Source organism: Aquipuribacter nitratireducens, assembly GCF_037860835.1.
GTDB classification, from domain to species: domain Bacteria; phylum Actinomycetota; class Actinomycetes; order Actinomycetales; family JBBAYJ01; genus Aquipuribacter; species Aquipuribacter nitratireducens.
Map to the genome: position 1 here is coordinate 79,578 of NZ_JBBEOG010000008.1, position 18,554 is coordinate 98,131.

The following is an 18,554-nucleotide window of genomic DNA, read 5'->3' on the forward strand; positions in this document are numbered from 1 at the left end:
ACCGCCGTCACACCTGCTGCGACACGACGAGCAGCGCGGCGACCGCGACGAGCCCGGCGAGACCGGCCGCGACGAGCCGGCCGTTGCGGTGGCGGAGCGCCGGCTCCGTGAGCGCCCGGGACCCCTCGCGGACCGCCCGACCGCCCGGTCCCCACCACGCGACGAGGCCCGCGAGCACCGCCGCGACGGTGAGCGGCAGCGGACCCGTGAGCGTCGCGCGGACCGCGGTGAGGTTGGACCACGGCACGGAGCGGTACTCCAGGAGGAGGGCCGCCCCCAGCAGGAGCACCGGGGACAGCGCGAGCGCGCCGAGCAGCACGTACCCGACGCTCGTGAGCAGCGCGCCGACCAGCCGGAAGGGGTAGGCGAAGACCTGTCCTGTCCACGTGCCGACGCCGACGCGTCCCTCGCGCCAGCGGACCCGTGCCACCGCGATCCGCGACCACTGCACGGCGCGGGCCAGACCCGCCCACGCCGCGGTGAGGACGGCCGCGCCCAGGGGGCTGACGGTCGCGACGGACACGAGGACGACCGCGGCGAGCGCCGCCATGCCGGCGCGGCGGGGCAGCTCGGGGACGGGGCGTCCGTCCCAGCCGCGTCGCGGGGCGACGGCACCGGGACCCGCGTCGCCGGAGGGCGGGGCGCCCGCGTCGCCGCCCCTGTCGGGCCGGGCCAGGTCGGCCGGCTCGCGGCGGGCCACCGCCCACGGCTCGCGCGCCGGCGGCTGCGCGGCGGTCTGCGCCGCGCGGGCGGGCACCGGGGCAACCGGGGCGATCGGCGCGGTCGGCGGGGGCGGTCGGTCCATGACCCGGGTGCTCGGGGCCTCCGGCACCCGCCGCGGCGGCGGGGTGCCGCCCGGCCGGGGCGGTGACGCCGGCGGGGCGGGGCTCTCGACCCGCGGCCGGACGGTCGTGCGGGTGACCGGTCGGGTCACCGGTGCCCCGGGCCCTGGTCCGCCCGCGAGCGCGGATGCGTCGTCGCCGCCGGCCGGAAGGAGCGGGCGCCGACCCGTGAGGTCGGCGAGCGCGTCGGCGATCGCGGCGGGCCCCGGTCGCTCGGCGGGGTCCGGGCGCAGGGCCGCGACGAGGAGCCGGGCGACCGGTCCCGGGACGCCCTCGAGGTCGACCGCACCGCGCCGGACGCGGTCGAACACGGCCTCCATCGGCCCGGAGCGGAACGGGGGTCGGCCCGTGGCGGCGAACGCGACGACCGCGGCCCAGCCCCACCAGTCCGCGGCGGGCCCCACGTCGGTGCCGTCGAGGACCTCGGGGGCGAGGTAGCCGGGCGTGCCGACCATGAGGCCGGTCGACGTCAGCTGGGCGTCGTCGGCGGCGCGGGCGATGCCGAAGTCGATGACGACCGGGGAGCCGTCGAGCAGCAGGACGTTGCCTGGCTTGAGGTCGCGGTGCACCACCCCGACCGAGTGGACCGCCGACACCGCCTCCGCCAGCCCCACCATGAGCTCGTCGAGCTGCGCGGGCGGGAGTGGACCGTCGCGGCGGACGACGGCGTCGAGCGCCTCCCCCGGCACGTACCGCATGACGACGTACGGCAGGTCGGCGTCGAAGTCGGCGTCGAGGACCTCCGCCACCCGGGGGTGGCGGACCTTCGCGAGCGAGCGGACCTCGCGGGCGAGCCGCTCGCGGGTCTGCGGGTCGGTCGCCACCTGCGGGCGCACGACCTTGACCGCGACGGCGCGCTCGGAGGGGTCGAGCGCGAGGTGGACGACGCCCATGCCGCCCTCGCCGATGACCCGCAGCAGGCGGTACGGGCCGGCGTGCTGCGTCGCGCTCACGCGCCCTCCTCCCCTGCCACGCCTCCACGGTAGAGCGTGACGACAGCGCCGGCCGCCGTGGCGGGCTCGGCGGCTACCGTCGTGGCCATGGCAGCGGGGGCCCTCACGTGCGGCGAGCTCACCAAGCGCTTCGGGGCGACGCTCGCGGTCGACCGGCTCGAGCTGGTGGTGCCGCAGGGGTCGATGTTCGGGCTCGTCGGACCGAACGGCGCCGGCAAGACGACGACGCTGTCGATGGCGACGGGTCTGCTGCGCCCCGACGCCGGGCGGGTGCTGGTCCACGGCGAGGACGTGTGGTCCGACCTCGAGCGCGCGCACCGGCTGCTCGGCGTGCTGCCGGACGGTCTGCCGACGCTCGACCGCCTCAGCGGCCCCGAGCTCGTCGAGCACATCGGTCGCCTCCACGGGCTGCCGCGGGCGGAGGCCGCCCGCCGGGCCGCCGACCTGCTCGCCGTCCTCGACCTCACCGACGCCGGTCGGACCCTCGTCGTCGACTACTCCGCGGGGATGCGCAAGAAGGTGGGGCTGGCGTGCGCGCTCGTCCACGCGCCCCGCGTGCTCGTGCTCGACGAGCCCTTCGAGGCCGTCGACCCCGTGTCGGCCTCGACGATCCGCGAGCTGCTCCAGCGCTTCACCGCCGACGGCGGCACGGTCGTCGTCAGCAGCCACGTGATGGCCCTCGTCGAGCAGCTGTGCGACCACGTCGCCGTCATCGTCGCGGGGAGGGTGGTGGCGTCCGGGACGCTCGACGAGGTCCGCGCCGGCGGGACGCTCGAGGACCGGTTCGTCGCGCTGTCCGGTGGGCGACGCGGCATCGGGGAGGGGCTGGCGTGGTTGGCGTCCTCCTCGGGCTGAGGGTCCGCCTGCTCCGCAACCAGCTGCGCGGCGGCACGGAGCAGGTGGTCCTGCTCGTCGTCGGCGTGCTGTTCGCGCTCGGCACCGCCGTGGTGGCCGCGGGGGTGCTCGCGGGGCTGCGGTTCGCACCGCTCGACCTCGCCGGGGCGGGCGTCGTCGTGCTCGGCGCGCTCGCGCTCGTGGCGTGGGCGGTCCTGCCTCTGCTGCTGAGCAGCGACGACGTCATGGCCGACCCCGTCCGCTTCGCGCTCGTCCCGGTCCCGCCGCGACGGCTCGCCGTCGGCCTGCTCGCCGGGTCCGTCGTCACCCCCTTCGCCGTCGCGACCGCGCTCGCCTCGCTCGCGCTCGTCATCACCTTCTCCCGCGGGGCCGTGCCCGTGGCCGTCGCCGTCGTCACCGCCGCGCTCGGGACGCTCACGTGCCTGCTCGCGGGCCGTGCGGTGCTGACGGCGGCCGCGTCGCTGGTGTCCGGCCGGCGGGGCCGTGAGGCGACGATCGCCGTCGGGGTGCTCGTCCTGTCGCTGCTGGGCTTCAGCGGTCCTGTCCTCGTCCGGGTGGGCGAGCAGCTGCGCACCGGGTCGCTCGACGCCCTCGTCGCGGTGCTGGCGTGGAGCCCGCTCGGTGCGGTGTGGTCGTTGCCGACGGTCGCGGCGCAGGCTCGCTGGCCGGTGCTCGCCGGTCGGGCGGCGGTCGCCGTGGCCACGGTCGTCGTCCTGTGGCTGTGCTACGAGCGCGCCCTCGAGGCGAGGCTGCGCCCGAGCGGGGCCGTGCGCGGCGGCCGTGGCCGCGACCGTGCGAGCGACTCCCGCCCCGACCGGCTCGCCCGGCTGCTGCCGGACTCTCCCGCCGGCGCCCAGCTCGAGCGGTCGCTGCGTTACTGGGTGCGGGACAACCGATACGCGGTCTCGGTCGTGGCGCTGCCGGTCGTCACGCTCCTCCTGCTCGCCCTGCCCGCGCTCACGGACGCCCCCGCCGGTGTCGCGCTGCTCACCGGGCCCTTCGTGGGGCTGCTCCTCGCCTTCACCATGCTCAACGAGATCGCCTTCGACGGCGGGGCGCTGTGGCTCGCGCTGTCGGCGGCGGTGAGGGGTCGCGACGACCGGGCGGCCCGGGCGCTGGCGATGCTCGTGTGGGGTGCCCCCGTGACGACGGCGGTCGCGGTCGCCTCGGCCGTCGCCGGCGATCGGCACGACCTCGCCCCCGCGCTCGTCGGCGCCTCGCTCGGGGTGCTGCTCGTGGGGACCGCGGTGGCCGCCGTCACCTCGGTCCTGTACCCGTACCCGGTGCCGCCCGCGGGCTCGAACCCGTTCTCCGGCACGAGCGGCTCCGGTGCGGCGGCCCTGCTCCAGCAGGCGGTGGGCGGGCTCGCGCTGGCCCCTCTCCTCGCCCCGGTCGGTGTGCTGCTCGTGTGGGCGTGGGCCACGCCCGCGGTCGGGTGGGTGCTCGCTCTCGTCGGTCCGCTGTACGGCGCCCTCCTCCTCGCCGTGGCCGTGCGCCTGGGCGGGCGCGTCTACGACTCCCGCGGACCCGAGCTCCTCGCCCGCCTGCGACGCTGAGCGCCCGTCGGCGTCCACCGTCCCTGCGGCACAGGGGTTGTGGACGGCGAACGGCCTCCTCCGCGTCTACACTCCCTGCGGCACAGGGGTTGTGGACGGCGAACGGCCTCCTCCGCGTCCACACTCGCTGCGGCACAGGGGTTGTGGACGCCGCGCCGGCCGCCGCGCGGACCGCCGCGCCGGCAGCCGCTCAGGCGCCGTCGGCGGCCGCGCGCATGGCGGCGACGTCGAGCCGGGTCATCTGCAGCATGGCCTCCGTCGCCCGGCGGGCCCGTCCCGGATCGGGGTCGGACATGAGGGCGGTGGCCTCCTCCGGCACGACCTGCCACGACAGGCCGAACCTGTCCTTGAGCCAGCCGCAGGGCCCCTCCTCACCGCCCTCGGACAACCTGTCCCAGTAGTGGTCGGCCTCGGCCTGGTCCGCGCACATGATCTGGAAGCTGACGGCCTCGCTGAAGGTGAACTGCGGGCCGCCGTTGAGGCCGGTGTACCGCTGCCCGTCGAGGGTGAACTCGACGACCATGACGTACCCCGCCGGCCCGCTCGGGGTGTCCGCGGGAGCGCGCTGGACGTTCGTCACCACCGAGTTCGGGAAGATCGAGACGTAGTGCTCGGCGGCGGCCTCGGCCTGGCCGTCGAACCACAGGCACGGGACTTGTGCGGGCACGGTTCCTCCTCGTGGACGCGGGCACGGTGCCCGCACGGGAGGGTGGACGGCCCGGCGCCGCTCAACTCATCGGTGCTCCTGCCGGCCCGAGTGCTCCGGGCTGTGGAGGAGGCACGCGGCGGCGTGGTCCGGTCCGACGTCGAACATGCCGGGGTCGACGTCGTCGCACGGCTCGAACACCTTCGGGCAGCGCGTGCGGAACCGGCAGCCGCTCGGGACGTCCGTCGGGCTCGGCACGTCGCCGCTGAGCAGCAGCGGCTCCCGCTCCCGCTCCGCGCGCGGGTCGGGGCGCGGCACGGCCGACAGCAGCGCCTGCGTGTACGGGTGCTGCGGGTCGGCGACGACGCTGTGGGCCGGGCCGACCTCGACGACCCGGCCGAGGTACATGACGGCGATGCGGTCGCTGACGTGCCGGACGGCGGCGAGGTCGTGGCTGACGAACAGCAGCGTGAGGCCGAGCTCGGACTGCAGGCGCCGCAGGAGGTTCATCACCTGCGCCTGGATCGACACGTCGAGGCTCGCGACGGCCTCGTCGGCCACGATGAGGTCGGGCTCGCCGGCGAGGGCGCGGGCGATGCCGACGCGCTGCCGCTGGCCGCCGGAGAACTCGTGGGGGTAGCGGTCGGCGGCCGCCTTCGGGATGCCGACCATCTCGAGGAGCTCCTCGACACGCTTCCGCCGCCCGGCCCGGCCGCCACCGAGGCCGTGGACGACGAGGGGCTCCTCGACGGCGTCGGCGATGCTGTGGCGCGGGTCGAGGCTCGCGTACGGGTCCTGGAACACCATGACGGCGCGACGTCGCATGCGCCGCAGGTCCGACCGGCCGAGACCCGTGACGTCCGTCCCGTCGATCTCGACGGTGCCGCCCGTCGGCTCCACGAGCCGCAGAAGCGCGTTGCCGAGGGTCGACTTGCCGCAGCCGGACTCACCGACCAGCCCGAGGGTCTCCCCGCGGCGGATGTCGAGGTCGACGCCGTCGACGGCTCGGACGGGCTGCTTCGACGACCCGAAGTGCACCTCGAGGTCCCGGAGCCGGACGAGGACGTCGCCGTCAGTCGCCTCGGTCACGGCGCACCTCCTCCGGGACGGGGCAGCGGGTCGCCGCCTCGTGGTGCGGCCCCACCTCGCGCAGCCGCTGCGGGTGCTCGACGCACGCCGGGTCGGCGATCGGGCAGCGGGGCGCGAACGCGCAGCCGGGCGGCGGGTCCACGGGGTCCGGCGGCAGCCCCCGCATGGCCTCGAGCGGCGCGCGGTCGTGACCGGTGCCGTCGGCGTCGATGTCGGGCAGGGACGCCAGCAGCCCGCGTGTGTACGGGTGCGTGGGGGCGTCGAAGACGGCGTCGGTGACCCCGGACTCCACGACCTGGCCGGCGTACATGACCGCGACGCGGTCGGCGATGCCCGCGACGACCCCGAGGTCGTGCGTGATCCACACGACCGCGGTGCCGTGCTCCTCCTGCAGTGCGGCGACGAGGCGGAGGATCTGCGCCTGCACCGTGACGTCGAGCGCGGTCGTCGCCTCGTCGGCGACGAGCACCGCGGGGTCGTGGGCGAGCGCGATCGCGATCATGACGCGCTGCCGCTGCCCGCCCGACAGCTGGTGGGGGTAGGAGCGCAGCGCCCGGTCGGGGTCGGGGATGCCGACCTCGTCGAGCAGGTCGCGGGCGCGCTGGAGGAGCTGCTGCTTCTGCCGGCGCCGCTCGCGGCGGTCGGTGTGGGCGACGAGCCCCTCGAGGAGCTGCCGGCGGATGGTGAGGACCGGGTTGAGGGACGTCATGGGGTCCTGGAACACCATCCCGAGACCCGGCCCGCGCAGCCGGCGCAGCTCCTCGTCGGACGCGCCGAGCACCTCCCGCCCGCGGTAGAGCGCGGACCCGGTGACGGTCGCGCTCGACGGCAGCAGGCCGAGCACGGCGAGCATGCTGACGCTCTTGCCGGAGCCCGACTCCCCCACGACGGCGAGCGTCTCGCGGGGGCTCACGTGGAGGTCGACGCCCCGGACGACGGTGGCGGGGCCCCGCGAGGTGGGGAACGTGACGTGGAGGTCCCGGATCTCGAGGCTGTGCTCGGAGGTCCGGGGGGCGTCGGCCGGCTGGGCGCTCATGCGGCGGTCGTCGATCCGGCGTCGGGCCCGCTCGCGCGGGCGGTGAGCAGCGCACGACGCCGGGGGTCGAGGACGTCGCGGAGCGCGTCCCCGAGGAGGTTGAAGGCCAGGACGGTGATGAAGATCGCGAGACCGGGGAACACCGCCATCCACCACGCCTGCGTCATGAAGCCGCGCCCCTCGCTCAGCATGAGGCCCCACGACGCGTTCGGTGGCTGCGTGCCGAGGCTGAGGAAGGACAGCGCGGCCTCCGAGAGGATCGCGAACGCGAGGCTCACCGAGGTCTGGACGATGATCGGCGGGGCCGCGTTCGGCAGGACGTGGTGGAAGAGGATCCGCCGGTCCGGGGCACCCACCGACCGGGAGGCGCGCACGTACACCTCCTCGCTCACGGACAGGACGGCGGCGCGGGTGACGCGGGCGAAGATCGGCGTGTAGACGATGCCGATGGCGATCATCGCGTTCGTCGTCCCCGGGCCGAGCAGCGCGAGGACCGCGATGGCGAGGAGGATCGCGGGGAAGGCGAAGAGGACGTCCATGAACCGCATGAGGACGGCGTCGAGCGGCCCCCGGTAGTAGCCGGCGAGGAGCCCGATGAGGGTCCCGGCCACGAGCGAGATGCCGACGGCGACGAAGCCGACCTGCAGGCTGACGGACGCCCCGAGGATCACCCGGTCGAGGACGTCCCTCCCGAGGTCGTCGGTGCCGAACGGGTGCTCGAGCGAGGGGGGCATGAGCCGGTTCGCCACGTCGATCTGGTTCGGGCCGCCGGGAACCAGGACGTCGTCGAAGAGGGCCACGAGGACGACGAGCCCGAGCACGACGAGACCGAACGCCCCGCCTCCGCGCTTCGCGGTGAGGACGAGGACCGCCCACGCGCGGCGCGCGCCGCTCACCGGGTGCCCACCCTCGGGTCGAGTGCGGCGTACGACAGGTCGACGAGGAGGTTGATGACGAGGAACACGACGGCGAACAGGAGCACCGCACCCTGCAGGAGCGGGAAGTCGCGGCTCTGGACCGCCTGCAGCGCGAGCTCGCCGAGCCCGGGGTAGCTGAAGACGATCTCGACGACGACGACGCCCGACAGCAGGTACGCGAGCTGGACGCCGACGACCGTGACGAACGGCAGGAGCGCGTTGCGCATGACGTGCCAGCCGAGGACGGTCGGTCGGGTGAGGCCCTTGGAGCGCGCCGTGCGCACGTGCTCGGCGTCGGCGGCCTCGATGAGGGAGCTGCGGACGAAGCGGGTGAGGATGCTCCCGCTCGTCACGCCGACCGTGACCGCCGGGAGGATCACGGCCCGCAGCCACCCGGCCGGGTCCTCCGTCAGGGGGACGTAGCCGCCGGTCGGCAGCGCGAGGAGCGGCGCGACGAAGACGATGAGGAGGATCCCCATCCAGAAGTCGGGGATGCTGATCCCTGCCTGGCTGAACACGGTCGCGACGCCGTCGACCGTCGTCCGCGGCCGCAGCGCCGAGACGGTGCCGAGCGGGACGGCGATGAGGAGCGCGACGAGGATCGACATCCCGGCGAGGCTCAGCGTGGCGGGGAGCCGCTCGACGATGAGCGCGGTGACGGGGTCGCCGCTGCGGAAGCTCACCCCCAGGTCGCCCGTGAGCGCACCGGTGAACCACGTCCAGAACTGGACGAGGACGGGCTGGTCGAGGCCCGACCGGGCGCGCAGCGCCGCCGCCGTCTCCTCGGTGTAACGGGTGCCGAGGGCGATCCGGACGGGGTCCCCCGGCACCAGCTGGAGGATCGCGAACACGAGCACGGCGACACCGAGGAGCACCGCCGCGGCCTGGGCGACCCGGGAGAGCACATAGCTCCTCATCGCCGGGCCGCCGCCCGCTCCGCCCCACGCACGCGCGCCGCCTCAGCCGCCGAGCTGCACCGTGTCGAAGTTGATGGCGCGGTCCGGCCGCACCGTGTAGCCGGACAGGTCGCCGCTCCACGCCTGCACGACGTCCGGGTTGTAGTAGTAGAGGTACGACACCTCGTCGACGATGATCTCGACCGCCTGGTCGTACAGCTCCTTACGGGCGTCCTGGTCGGTCTCGGTCGAGGCCTGCTGGAGCAGCTCGTCGACCTGCTCGTTGCTGTAGCCCTGGAAGTTGAACCCGCCGTCGGTGAGGTGCTGGGCGTGGTAGTAGCCGAACGGGTCGAGGTTGCCGATCCACGACCACGAGAACGCGTCGAAGTCGCCCTCGCCCTGCCGCGAGAGGAAGGCGCCCTCCTCGACGGTGTCGGGCGTCGCGGTGACGCCGATCTCGGCCAGCTGGCTCGACAGCACCTCGGCGGCGGTGACGGCCTGCGGCGCCGTGCTCGGCACCATGATCTCGAAGGACAGGTCCTCCACGCCGGCGTCGGCGAGCAGCTGCTCGGCCGCGGCCGCGTCGGCGGGGAAGGGTGCGTAGTCGCTGGCGAAGAAGGAGCCCTCGGGGATCGCGGTCTGGTTCGCGGTCCCGGCGCCGAACGTCGCCGCCTCCGCGATGGCCTCGCGGTCGACCGCGGTCGCGATGGCCCGCCGGACGTCGACGTCGTCGAACGGCGGCTCCGTCGTGTCGAAGGCGACGTAGTAGTAGTCCGTCGAGCCGACCTGGCCGAGCTCGACGCCCTCCTCGCCCTCGAGGGTGGCGATGTCCTGCGGCGGCACGTTGTCGGTCCAGTCGATGTCGCCGTTGCGCAGCGCGGTGAGCGCGGCCGCGGACTCCGGCACGTAGCGGAACTCGACCCCCTCGACGAACGGACCCTCGCCCCAGTACCCGTCGAACGCGGCGACCTCGGCGCCACCGGCGCTCGTCGACTCCAGCGTGAAGGGTCCGGTGCCGTTCGCCTCGTTCGCGAGGTCGAGGTCCTCCGCGGCGCCCTCCGGGAGGATCGCCATGCCCTTGAAGCCGCCGATGTTGGCGAGCAGGTTCGGCGTCGGCGCCGACAGGTTGAGGACGACCGTCTGCGGGTCCGGGGTGTCGATCGACTCGACGTTGGCGAAGCGGAAGGAGTTCGCCAGCTGCTCGTCGATGATCCGGTTGTAGGAGTAGGCGACGTCGGCGGAGTCGAACTCGCTGCCGTCGTGGAACGTCACGCCCTCACGCAGCGTGAACGTCCACGTGAGGCCGTCCTCACTCGTCTCCCACGACTCCGCGAGCGACGGCTCGAACGTGAGGTCCTCGGCGTTCGGCACGACGAGCGTGTCGTACACGTTCTCCAGCACCTGGAAGCTCGCGTACGCGCTCGTCGAGTGCGGGTCGAACTGGTCGGGGGTGCCGGTGATCGCCGCGACGAGCGTGCCGGTTGGCGCGTCACCCGTCGCGCCCCCTCCGGCCTCGTCCGTGGCGTCGGTGTCGGCGTCGGGTGCCTCCTCGAGGCCCTCGCCCTCCACGCCGCCACCGGTGCTGCAGGCGGCGAGGGCGAGTGCGGTGGCGGTGGCGGCGGCGAGCCGCACGAGAGCGCGGGAACGGGTCTGCAGACGCACGGTGGCACCTTCCTCCGGCCGGAGATGAACCCTTCATCCCTAGCGAAGCGGGACGGACCGGGCGACCTGAGGCCGCTGCCCCCGCGCCTTCGTTACCGGTTCTCCATCTTTCACATACGCAGAGTGACCGGATGTGACGGAGTCGTGCTGGACCTCGTCGTGCCGATCGGGCAGGATCACGGGGGTCGGGACACAGCCGTCCGACTCCCTGCGACGAGGCACACACCCCCTTCGCCGGCCGACGACGGCTCCCGGCGGGAGGCCCGGGACCCCGGGCAGCCTTCACGACGGATCGTCCGGCACGTACCTGCCGGTGAAGGGAATGGCACAGCCATGGCAACAGTGACCTTCGAGCACGCCGAGCGGCTGTACCCCGGGGCCGAGCGCCCCGCGGTCGACGACTTCAACCTCGAGATCGGTGACGGCGAGTTCCTCGTCCTCGTCGGTCCCTCCGGCTGCGGCAAGTCCACCACCCTCCGCATGCTCGCGGGGCTGGAGGAGGTGACGAGCGGCAGCATCTTCATCGGCGACCGCGACGTCACGGACATGCCCCCGAAGGACCGGGACATCGCGATGGTGTTCCAGAACTACGCGCTCTACCCGCACATGTCCGTCGCCGACAACATGGGCTTCGCGCTCAAGATCGCCGGCACGCCGAAGGACGAGATCCGCAAGCGCGTCGAGGAGGCCGCGAAGATCCTCGACCTGTCGCAGTACCTCGAGCGCAAGCCGAAGGCGCTGTCCGGTGGGCAGCGCCAGCGCGTCGCGATGGGTCGCGCGATCGTCCGCAGCCCGCAGGTGTTCCTCATGGACGAGCCCCTGTCGAACCTCGACGCCAAGCTGCGCGTCCAGACCCGCACGCAGATCGCGTCGCTCCAGCGCCGCCTCGGCGTCACGACCGTCTACGTCACCCACGACCAGGTCGAGGCCATGACGATGGGCGACCGGGTCGCGGTCCTCAAGGACGGCGTCCTCCAGCAGGTCGACACCCCGCGCAACATGTACGACAAGCCGAACAACGTGTTCGTCGCCGGCTTCATCGGCTCCCCCGCCATGAACCTGCTGTCGTTCCCGGTCGACGAGAACGGCGTGAAGTTCGGTACGACCACCCTGCCGATCGACCGGGACCAGCTGTCCCGGGCGAGCGGCAAGGAGGTCACCGTCGGCGTGCGGCCCGAGGACCTCACGATCTCCTCCGACGGCCACGGCCTGCCCGTCCAGGTCGACGTCGTCGAGGAGCTCGGCGCCGACGCGTACATCTACGGGACGACGGACGCGGGGCACCAGGTCGACGTCGACGACCCCGACCTGCGCGGGGAGGACAGGACCACGGGCGACAACATCATCGCCCGCACCGACGGCCGTCGCCCGCCCCAGCGCGGCGAGACCGTCCACCTCGTCCCGGCGGGCGGCCACGTCCACTTCTTCGACCTCAAGACCGGCGCGCGCCTCTGACGGGGTAGCGCCACCGCTCCGGTGGACCAGTTGACGACGGGCGTCCCGCCACGGGGCGCCCGTCGTCGCGTCCGCGGCCGAGCCAGGGAAGGATGTGCGCCGTGAGCACCGCCCTCGAGATCACGTCGACCACCCCGGAGAGCGGGCTGCTCGACCTGCCGTGGGAGGTGCCGCTCGAGGAGTGGCCGGAGGAGCGGATCGCCGCCCTCCCCCGCGGCATCAGCCGGCACGTCGTGCGCTTCGTCCGCCTCGGCGGTCGCGTGTACGCGATCAAGGAGATCAACGAGCCCATCGCGCGGCGCGAGTACCAGATGCTGCGCAACCTCCGCCGGCTGCAGGTGCCCTCGGTCGAGCCCGCCGCGGTCGTGTCGGGTCGCGTGTCCGCCGACGGCGAGCCGCTCGAGGCGGCGCTCATCACCCGGCACCTGCAGTTCTCGCTGCCGTACCGGGCGCTGTTCAGCCAGACCCTGCGCCCGGACACGGCCACCCGCCTCATCGACGCGCTCGCCGTCCTGCTCGTGCGCCTTCACCTCCAGGGCTTCTACTGGGGCGACGTCTCCCTGTCGAACACCCTCTTCCGCCGCGACGCCGGCGAGTTCGCCGCGTACCTCGTCGACGCCGAGACCGGCGAGCTCTACCCGCAGCTGTCCGCGGGGCAGAGGAGCTACGACGTCGACCTCGCGCGCGTCAACATCGCCGGGGAGATGTTCGACCTGCAGGCGGGAGAGCTCCTCGACGAGGACTTCGACCCCATCGCGGCCAGCGACCGCATCGTCGACCGCTACACGTCCCTGTGGGCCGAGCTCACGGACGAGGAGGAGTTCGACCGCGTCGAGCGCTGGCGCGTCGACGCCCGCATCCGCCGGCTCAACGAGCTCGGCTTCGACGTCGGCGAGCTCGCCCTCACGACCGACTTCACCGGCACGACGGTCCACATCCAGCCGAAGGTCGTCGACGCCGGGCACCACACGCGCCGGCTGCTCCGGCTCACGGGCCTCGACGTGGAGGAGAACCAGGCCCGCCGCCTCCTCAACGACATGGACTCCTTCGCCGCGGCCAACGACATGCAGGGCGAGGAGGAGGAGATCGTCGCCCACACGTGGCTGACGACGGTCTTCGAGCCCGTGACGCGCGCCGTGCCCCCGCAGCTGCGCGGCAAGCTCGAGCCCGCCGAGGTCTTCCACGAGGTGCTCCAGCACCGCTGGTACCTGTCGGAGGCCGCCGGGCACGACGTCGGCCTGGACGAGGCGATCCGGCACTACATGACGGACGAGCTCGTGCACCGCCGCGACGAGAAGGCCGTGCTCGGCGGGGTCGACACCGAGCCGATCCCGATCGTCACCGAGTACTGAGCTCGAGCCCGTCCGGCGGCTCCCGCGAGTGGGACGTTCTGCTCGCGGCCGGGACGACATCGGTCGCCGGGGCCGCCCCGGACCCCGAAGACGTCCCAGTCGCCCGAGCAACGTCCCAGTCGCCCGAGCAGCGTCCCAGTCGCCCGCGCCGGGCTCAGGTCGCGGGCACGCCGAGCTCGTCGAGCAGGTGCCGGACGCGCCGCTCGATCTCGTCGCGGACCGGACGGACCTCGTCGACGCCCTTGCCGGCGGGGTCCTCGAGGACCCAGTCCTCGTACCGTGTGCCGGGGAAGATCGGGCAGGCGTCACCGCAGCCCATGCTGACGACGACGTCGGCCGCGCGGACGGTCTCCTCGGTCCAGGGCTTGGGGAACTCGTGCGAGATGTCGATCCCGCGCTCGCGCATCGCCTCGACCGCGGCCGGGTTGACCCGGGACCCCGGTTCGGAGCCACCGGACCACGCGATCGCCCGCTCGCCGGCGAGGTGCTGGAAGAAGCCGAGTGCCATCTGCGAGCGCCCCGCGTTGTGGACGCAGAGGAACAGCACCGTCGGCACGCCGTCGTCGTGCCGGCCCTCGATCCTCGCGAGGGCGCGCAGGCGCTGGCGGGCGAACCGCTCGGCGATGAGCGGGAGGTAGCGGGTGACGGTGGCGGGGCCGGCGAGCTGGTCGTAGCTCGTCACGAGGAACCGCTCGATGGTCTCCGCGCCGTAGACGCCGACGAAGTCCTCGGCGAGGCGGGTCGCGGCGGTCCGCAGCGCGAGCTGCTGGTCGAGCTCGATGCCGGCCCGCTGGTGGAGGGCCTGGAGGGTCTCGGTCATGGCGAGGTGCTCCTTGTGGGTCGACGGCGGGACCCGGTGAGGGCGCGCCCGAGCCGGTCGACCCGGGCGCTGATGTCGGCGAAGGCGCCTTCGAATGCCGCCTCGTCGCCGGTGCGGACGGGGTCCGGTACCGACCAGTGGAGGTCGACGGGGCGGGCGGCGGCGAGCGACGACTCGTAGGCGCTGTCGCAGACGGCCACGACGAGGTCCCCCTCACGCAGGACGTCGTCGACGTGGGCGGGCGTGCGACCGCCCAGGTCGAGCCCGTGACGTGCCGCGACGGCGACCGCTCCCGGGTGCACCTCCGCGGCGGGCTCGGTGCCGGCGCTGGCGGTGGGTACGCCGACCGCGCGGCTGAGGGCCACCGCGGCGAGGTGGGAGCGCGCGGAGCTGTGGGTGCAGACGAAGACGACCCGGGGGGCGGGACGGACGCCCGGCTCGGCGGCGTCGGCGAGCAGGGTGACGTAGGTGCGGCGCGCGTCGCCCTCCGAGCGACGGCGCGCGACGACGCCGGCGACCTCGAGGACCTTGAGGTGGTGGGCGAGGAGGTTGGACGTGACCCCGAGCGTGCCTGCCAGCTCGCCGGGGGCGAGGTCACCCACGGCGAGGAGGTCGACGACCTGCAACCGGGTCTCGTCGGCGAGCGCGGCGTGCACCCTGGCCCGGCGGGCGAGGTCGTGACGCCGTTCCACGAGCGGAGCATCTCACTCGACAATCATTGAGTCAACGAACCTTGAGCGGAACTGCACTGCTCGCTCGCAGTGCACCAGGTGTTGGCGGTGCCGTCACCACCGCCGCGGGCGGGCGGGCTGAGCCGCCCGCTCCGCGCCGTTGCTGGGTGGGACGTTGCCGTCCCGAGCGGGACGACTTCGGGCTCGACGAGGGCTACCGACCCCGGGAACGTCCCAGTCGGTGGGCTCACGTCCCAGTCGGCGGGGAACCGTCCCCCGCGGCCTGCTCGCCCGGGCGCGTCAGCGCTGCTGGGCCACCGCGTAGAGCACGATCCCGGCGGCGACGCCGGCGTTGAGCGACTCCGTCGCCGCGGCCATCGGGATCGACACGACGACGTCGCACGTCTCGCGGACGAGGCGCGAGAGCCCCTCCCCCTCGGCACCGACGACGAGCACGACCCCGGTGCCGCTCACGTCGAGCTCCGGCAGGTCGACCTCGCCGTGCGCGTCGAGGCCGACGACCATGAGGCCCGCCTTCTGGTAGTCCTGCAGCGTCCGGGTGAGGTTGCCCGCGCGGGCGACCGGCACCCGGACCGCCGCACCCGCGCTCGACTTCCACGCCCCCGCCGTCATGCCGACGCTGCGCCGCGACGGCACGACGACCCCGGCGGCGCCGAAGGCCCCCGCCGAGCGGACGACGGCCCCGAGGTTCCGGGGGTCGGTGATGCCGTCGAGCGCGACGACGAGGACGTCGTCGCGGCGCCGGCCGTGGAGCAGGTCGGCGGGGTCGGCGTAGGCGTACGGCGGGATCTGGAGCGCGACCCCCTGGTGGACGGCGCCGTCGGTGAGCCGGTCGAGGTCGTGCTTGGCGACCGGCAGGACGGGCATGCCGGCGTCGGACGCCGCCCGCACCGCCTCCCTGACGCGCGCGTCGGACTCGACGGTGTCCTGCAGGTAGAGCCCGGTGGCGGGTACGCCCGCCCGCAGGGCCTCCACCACGGAGTTGCGGCCCGCGACGTACTCCGCGCCGGTCCCGGCACGCCGTCGCTGGCCGGCGGCGCCGGGCCGGGCGGACGACCGCGCGCCCGGTCGGGCGGAGCCGCCCTTGCGCATGCCCGCCCGCGACCGCGCATCGCGCTCGGCCTTGGCCGCGGCGCGCTCGCGGGCGACCTTGCGGTCGTGCGCGGGGTGGGAGACGCGGTCCTCCGCCTTCGGCGTCGGGCCCTTGCCCTCGAGCGCCCGCCGGCGGTTGCCGCCGCTGCCGACGGTCGGTCCCTTGCCGCCCTTGCGGACCGCGCCGCGGCGCTTGGAGTTGCCTGCCATCAGGGGGCTCCTGTCGGGGTGCGGGCGGCCTCGGAGGTGGGTGCGTCGCGGGGCGGCGTGGCGGCGACGGTCCACCGCGGCCCCTGGGGCGTGTCCTCCACGACGATGCCCGCCGCGGCGAGCCGGTCGCGGACGGCGTCGGCGGACGCCCAGTCCCGGTCCGCGCGCGCGCGGGTGCGCGCGTCGAGCTCGGCCCGGACGAGGGCGTCGAGCGCGCGGGTCGCCGCCCCGCCGTCGCCAGTGCCTTCCTCAGGTTCGATCCCGAGCACGCGACACATCGTGGCGACGCTGCCTGCTGCGCCCGAGGCGGCCGAGACATCACCTGCGTCGAGAGCGGCGTTTCCCTCCCGCACCACCCCGTGGAGGGCGGCGAGCGCCTGCGGCACGCCGAGGTCGTCGTCCATGGCGGCGGTGAACTCCGCGCACACGAGGCCGTCGTCGCCGATGGCGCCCGTGGCGGCCTCGGCCCGCTCGAGGAAGCCCGCGATCCGCCCCCACGCGGCAGCGGCCTCGTCGAGCGAGGCGGGCGCGAGCTCGAGGTTGCTGCGGTAGTGCGCCGACACGAGGTAGTAGCGCAGCACCTCGGGCCGGTGCTCCCGGAGCAGGTGGGCGACACCGAGCGAGTTGCCGAGGCTCTTGCTCATCTTCTCCCCGGCCGTCGTGAGCAGCGCCGAGTGCAGCCACACGCGGGCGAACGGGTCCCCGGCCGCGTTCGACTGGGCGATCTCGTTCTCGTGGTGGGGGAAGCGGAGGTCGAGACCGCCGCCGTGGACGTCGAACTCGGCCCCGAGGTACCGGGTCGCCATGGCGGAGCACTCGAGGTGCCACCCCGGTCGGCCCCGGCCGAAGGGGGTGTCCCACGACGCGGTGGCGGGCTCGGAGTCCTTCGCGGACTTCCACAGCGCGAAGTCGCGGGGGTCGCGCTTGCGACCGGCGAGCTCGGGGTCGGTGTCGCCGGCGGGCTCGAGCTCGGCGAGGGACTGCCGGGTGAGCCGGCCGTAGTCGGCGAAGGAGCGGACGTCGAAGTACACGTCGGCCGTGCCGTCGACGTGGTACGCGTGGCCGGCGGCGACGAGCCGCTCCATCAGGGCGACCATCTCCGTCACGTGACCGGTCGCCCGGGGCTCGTAGGTGGGGGGCAGCACCCGCAGGGCGGCGTACGCCTCGGTGAACTCCCGTTCGTAGCGGTACGCGTGCGCCCACCACGGCCGACCGGCCTCGGCGGCCTTGGTGAGGATCTTGTCGTCGATGTCGGTGACGTTGCGGACCAGCGTCACCTCGTAGCCGGAGTGCACGAGCCAGCGCCGCAGCACGTCGTAGACGACCTGCGCGCGCATGTGCCCGATGTGCGGGCTCATCTGCGGCGTCGCCCCGCACACGTAGATGCCGACGTGGCCCTCCCGGACCGGCCGCAGGGGGGCGGTCTCGCGGGCGAGGCTGTCGTGCAGGCGCAGGCCGGGGTCGGGCACCGGCCCAGCCTACGGGGGGCTCGGGGCGGGGCCGGTCGCGTCCCGGCCCTGCAGGGGGGCCAACGCCGCCGTGCGCTGCGCGGGCGAGCGGGGGACGTCGCCGACCTGCCGCGCGAGGTCGTCGGCCCGACGGACGAGGTGCTCGACGAGGCCGCGCACCACACGCTCCTCGCGCCACGTCGACCCGTCGACGACGACCGCGAGCTCGCGGGCGAGCGGGTACGTGCCGTCCGCGACGGCACCGGCGTCCGGGGCGACGCAGCCCGCGCCGGTGTCGAGCGCGACGGCCCGGACGTCGTCGCTGCCCGCCGCGTACGCGAGCGGCACGTACCCGACCCCGCCGGGGCTGGCGGCGACCCCGTCGACGATGACGGCGTCGTCCTCGCTGCGGGCGGCGTCCTCGCGCTGGGGCGCCCCCTCGAGGACCGCCTCGACGAACACGTCGCCGGTCCCGCTGGCCGGCCCGGGCGCAAACGGGACCAGCGTGGTCGCGGGCAGGTCGTCGCGGACGTCCTGCCACGTACGGGCAGGCTGCCCCGTCCCACCGCCGTCGGCGGACCAGAGCCGCCGCAGCTCCGCGCTCGTGAGGCAGCGGACCGCCTCGTTGCGGGAGGGGACGACGACGACGACGGCGTCGTTCGCCAGCACGAGCCGCTCCGGCGTCACGCCCGCGGCCTCGCACGCGGCCCGCTCCTCTCCGGTGAGCGGACGCGACGTCATGGCGACGTCGACCTCGCCGGCGCACAGCCGCGCGACCCCGGCGCCCGTGCCGGTCGTCGCGAGCCGGACCTGCACGCCGGGCTCGACCTCGGTCGTGTACTCCGCGACCCCGGCCCGCACGAGCGGGGTGAGCGAGGAGGACCCGGCCACGGCGACGTCGCCGGTGAGGCCCTGGGTCGCCGGGAGGTCGTCGGCGCACGCGGCCAGAGCGAGCGCCGCGGACACGACGAGGGCCGTCACCCGGACGGTGACGGCCCTGCGGTCGCGGCGGCGGGCGGGCACGGCGACAGCA

The 18,554-nt window shown here is 74.6% G+C and carries 16 protein-coding genes; 4 read left to right on the plus strand and 12 right to left on the minus strand.

The annotated features are described in order from the left end of the window. Positions 1-7: 7 nt before the first annotated feature. Positions 8-1,795, minus strand: a complete 1,788-nt coding sequence (locus WAB14_RS14635; protein WP_340270870.1) for a serine/threonine-protein kinase — start codon at positions 1,793-1,795, stop codon at positions 8-10. A gap of 87 nt (positions 1,796-1,882) precedes the next feature. Between WAB14_RS14635 and WAB14_RS14640 the strand changes: the two genes are divergently transcribed. Both WAB14_RS14640 and WAB14_RS14645 read left to right on the plus strand, forming a co-directional pair. After that, positions 1,883-2,650 carry an ABC transporter ATP-binding protein gene (locus WAB14_RS14640; RefSeq protein ID WP_340270872.1) on the plus strand — a complete coding sequence of 256 codons (768 nt, stop codon included), beginning with the start codon at positions 1,883-1,885 and terminating at the stop codon, positions 2,648-2,650. Next, on the plus strand, positions 2,626-4,206 hold the full coding sequence (locus WAB14_RS14645; protein ID WP_340270874.1) for a hypothetical protein: 1,581 nt from the start codon (positions 2,626-2,628) through the stop codon (positions 4,204-4,206). The genes WAB14_RS14640 and WAB14_RS14645 overlap by 25 nt, the downstream gene beginning before the upstream one ends. Before the next feature lie 190 nt (positions 4,207-4,396). On the opposite strand, the gene WAB14_RS14650 is transcribed toward WAB14_RS14645, so the two are convergent. From WAB14_RS14650 to WAB14_RS14675, 6 genes are all read right to left on the minus strand, one after another. Beyond that, positions 4,397-4,873 carry a VOC family protein gene (locus WAB14_RS14650; protein WP_340270876.1) on the minus strand — a complete coding sequence of 159 codons (477 nt, stop codon included), beginning with the start codon at positions 4,871-4,873 and terminating at the stop codon, positions 4,397-4,399. 66 nt (positions 4,874-4,939) lie between these two features. Continuing rightward, positions 4,940-5,941 carry an ABC transporter ATP-binding protein gene (locus tag WAB14_RS14655; RefSeq protein WP_340270878.1) on the minus strand — a complete coding sequence of 334 codons (1,002 nt, stop codon included), beginning with the start codon at positions 5,939-5,941 and terminating at the stop codon, positions 4,940-4,942. Then, the gene (locus WAB14_RS14660; protein WP_340270879.1) at positions 5,925-6,977 is read right to left on the minus strand and encodes an ABC transporter ATP-binding protein; all 1,053 of its coding nucleotides are present in this window, start codon (positions 6,975-6,977) and stop codon (positions 5,925-5,927) included. The genes WAB14_RS14655 and WAB14_RS14660 overlap by 17 nt, the downstream gene beginning before the upstream one ends. After that, positions 6,974-7,873: an ABC transporter permease gene (locus WAB14_RS14665; RefSeq protein ID WP_340270881.1), complete on the minus strand. Its 900-nt coding sequence runs from the start codon at positions 7,871-7,873 to the stop codon at positions 6,974-6,976. The genes WAB14_RS14660 and WAB14_RS14665 overlap by 4 nt, the downstream gene beginning before the upstream one ends. Continuing rightward, the gene (locus tag WAB14_RS14670) at positions 7,870-8,799 is read right to left on the minus strand and encodes an ABC transporter permease (RefSeq protein ID WP_340270882.1); all 930 of its coding nucleotides are present in this window, start codon (positions 8,797-8,799) and stop codon (positions 7,870-7,872) included. The genes WAB14_RS14665 and WAB14_RS14670 overlap by 4 nt, the downstream gene beginning before the upstream one ends. Before the next feature lie 54 nt (positions 8,800-8,853). After that, positions 8,854-10,452, minus strand: coding sequence for an ABC transporter substrate-binding protein (locus tag WAB14_RS14675; protein WP_340270883.1), 1,599 nt, complete (start codon positions 10,450-10,452; stop codon positions 8,854-8,856). 333 nt (positions 10,453-10,785) lie between these two features. Between WAB14_RS14675 and WAB14_RS14680 the strand changes: the two genes are divergently transcribed. Beyond that, positions 10,786-11,907, plus strand: a complete 1,122-nt coding sequence (locus WAB14_RS14680) for an ABC transporter ATP-binding protein (RefSeq protein WP_340270885.1) — start codon at positions 10,786-10,788, stop codon at positions 11,905-11,907. A gap of 92 nt (positions 11,908-11,999) precedes the next feature. Beyond that, on the plus strand, positions 12,000-13,259 hold the full coding sequence (locus WAB14_RS14685) for a DUF4032 domain-containing protein (RefSeq protein ID WP_377002462.1): 1,260 nt from the start codon (positions 12,000-12,002) through the stop codon (positions 13,257-13,259). A 154-nt stretch (positions 13,260-13,413) separates the two neighbouring features. On the opposite strand, the gene WAB14_RS14690 is transcribed toward WAB14_RS14685, so the two are convergent. The 5 genes from WAB14_RS14690 to WAB14_RS14710 form a co-directional block, all read right to left on the minus strand. Next, positions 13,414-14,079: an arsenate reductase ArsC gene (locus WAB14_RS14690; protein WP_340270888.1), complete on the minus strand. Its 666-nt coding sequence runs from the start codon at positions 14,077-14,079 to the stop codon at positions 13,414-13,416. Further along, positions 14,076-14,771, minus strand: a complete 696-nt coding sequence (locus WAB14_RS14695; RefSeq protein WP_340270890.1) for an arsenate reductase/protein-tyrosine-phosphatase family protein — start codon at positions 14,769-14,771, stop codon at positions 14,076-14,078. The genes WAB14_RS14690 and WAB14_RS14695 overlap by 4 nt, the downstream gene beginning before the upstream one ends. A 279-nt stretch (positions 14,772-15,050) precedes the next feature. Further along, positions 15,051-16,073 (minus strand): 23S rRNA (guanosine(2251)-2'-O)-methyltransferase RlmB, encoded by a 1,023-nt coding sequence (rlmB, locus tag WAB14_RS14700; protein WP_340270892.1) that lies wholly within the window; start codon positions 16,071-16,073, stop codon positions 15,051-15,053. Further along, positions 16,073-17,542, minus strand: coding sequence for a cysteine--tRNA ligase (gene cysS / locus WAB14_RS14705; protein WP_340270894.1), 1,470 nt, complete (start codon positions 17,540-17,542; stop codon positions 16,073-16,075). The genes rlmB and cysS overlap by 1 nt, the downstream gene beginning before the upstream one ends. Before the next feature lie 9 nt (positions 17,543-17,551). Then, complete coding sequence (locus tag WAB14_RS14710; RefSeq protein WP_340270896.1) at positions 17,552-18,544, minus strand: PstS family phosphate ABC transporter substrate-binding protein; 993 nt, start codon at positions 18,542-18,544, stop codon at positions 17,552-17,554. Positions 18,545-18,554 lie beyond the last annotated feature (10 nt).